The following is a 391-nucleotide window of genomic DNA, read 5'->3' on the forward strand; positions in this document are numbered from 1 at the left end:
TTGAAGCAGGCGGGCATTCTACTGATTGGGTCGTTAACGTCAAGCGTTTATTTCCGTTCAGTTTTGAAGCCGTTTCGCCGTACTGATTGGGCTGTTTGTTCCGTGTGGAGCAGGTCGCCGTGTCAGTGAGTACGCATTATAGGGAGGCTTCGGGACTTGGCAAGGCCTTATTTGTCATTTCTTATTAAAAAGTAAGTCTTTGTATGAATTCCATGCGAAAGCCTTATTTCCACACATCTTATCAACAGCTATCACACATGTATCGGTGTATATCTATCAATTCTCACTTACCCCAATCTCCCCCTACCTAACAATTTATCAGCCTGAAAACGAAAATATCAGCGATGGAGTGAAATATCTCGTTCGTAGAAAGATCGGAAATATCTATAGA

Origin of the sequence: Enterovibrio sp. FF113, assembly GCF_041439165.1 — a bacterium.
Classification (GTDB): domain Bacteria; phylum Pseudomonadota; class Gammaproteobacteria; order Enterobacterales; family Vibrionaceae; genus Enterovibrio; species Enterovibrio norvegicus_A.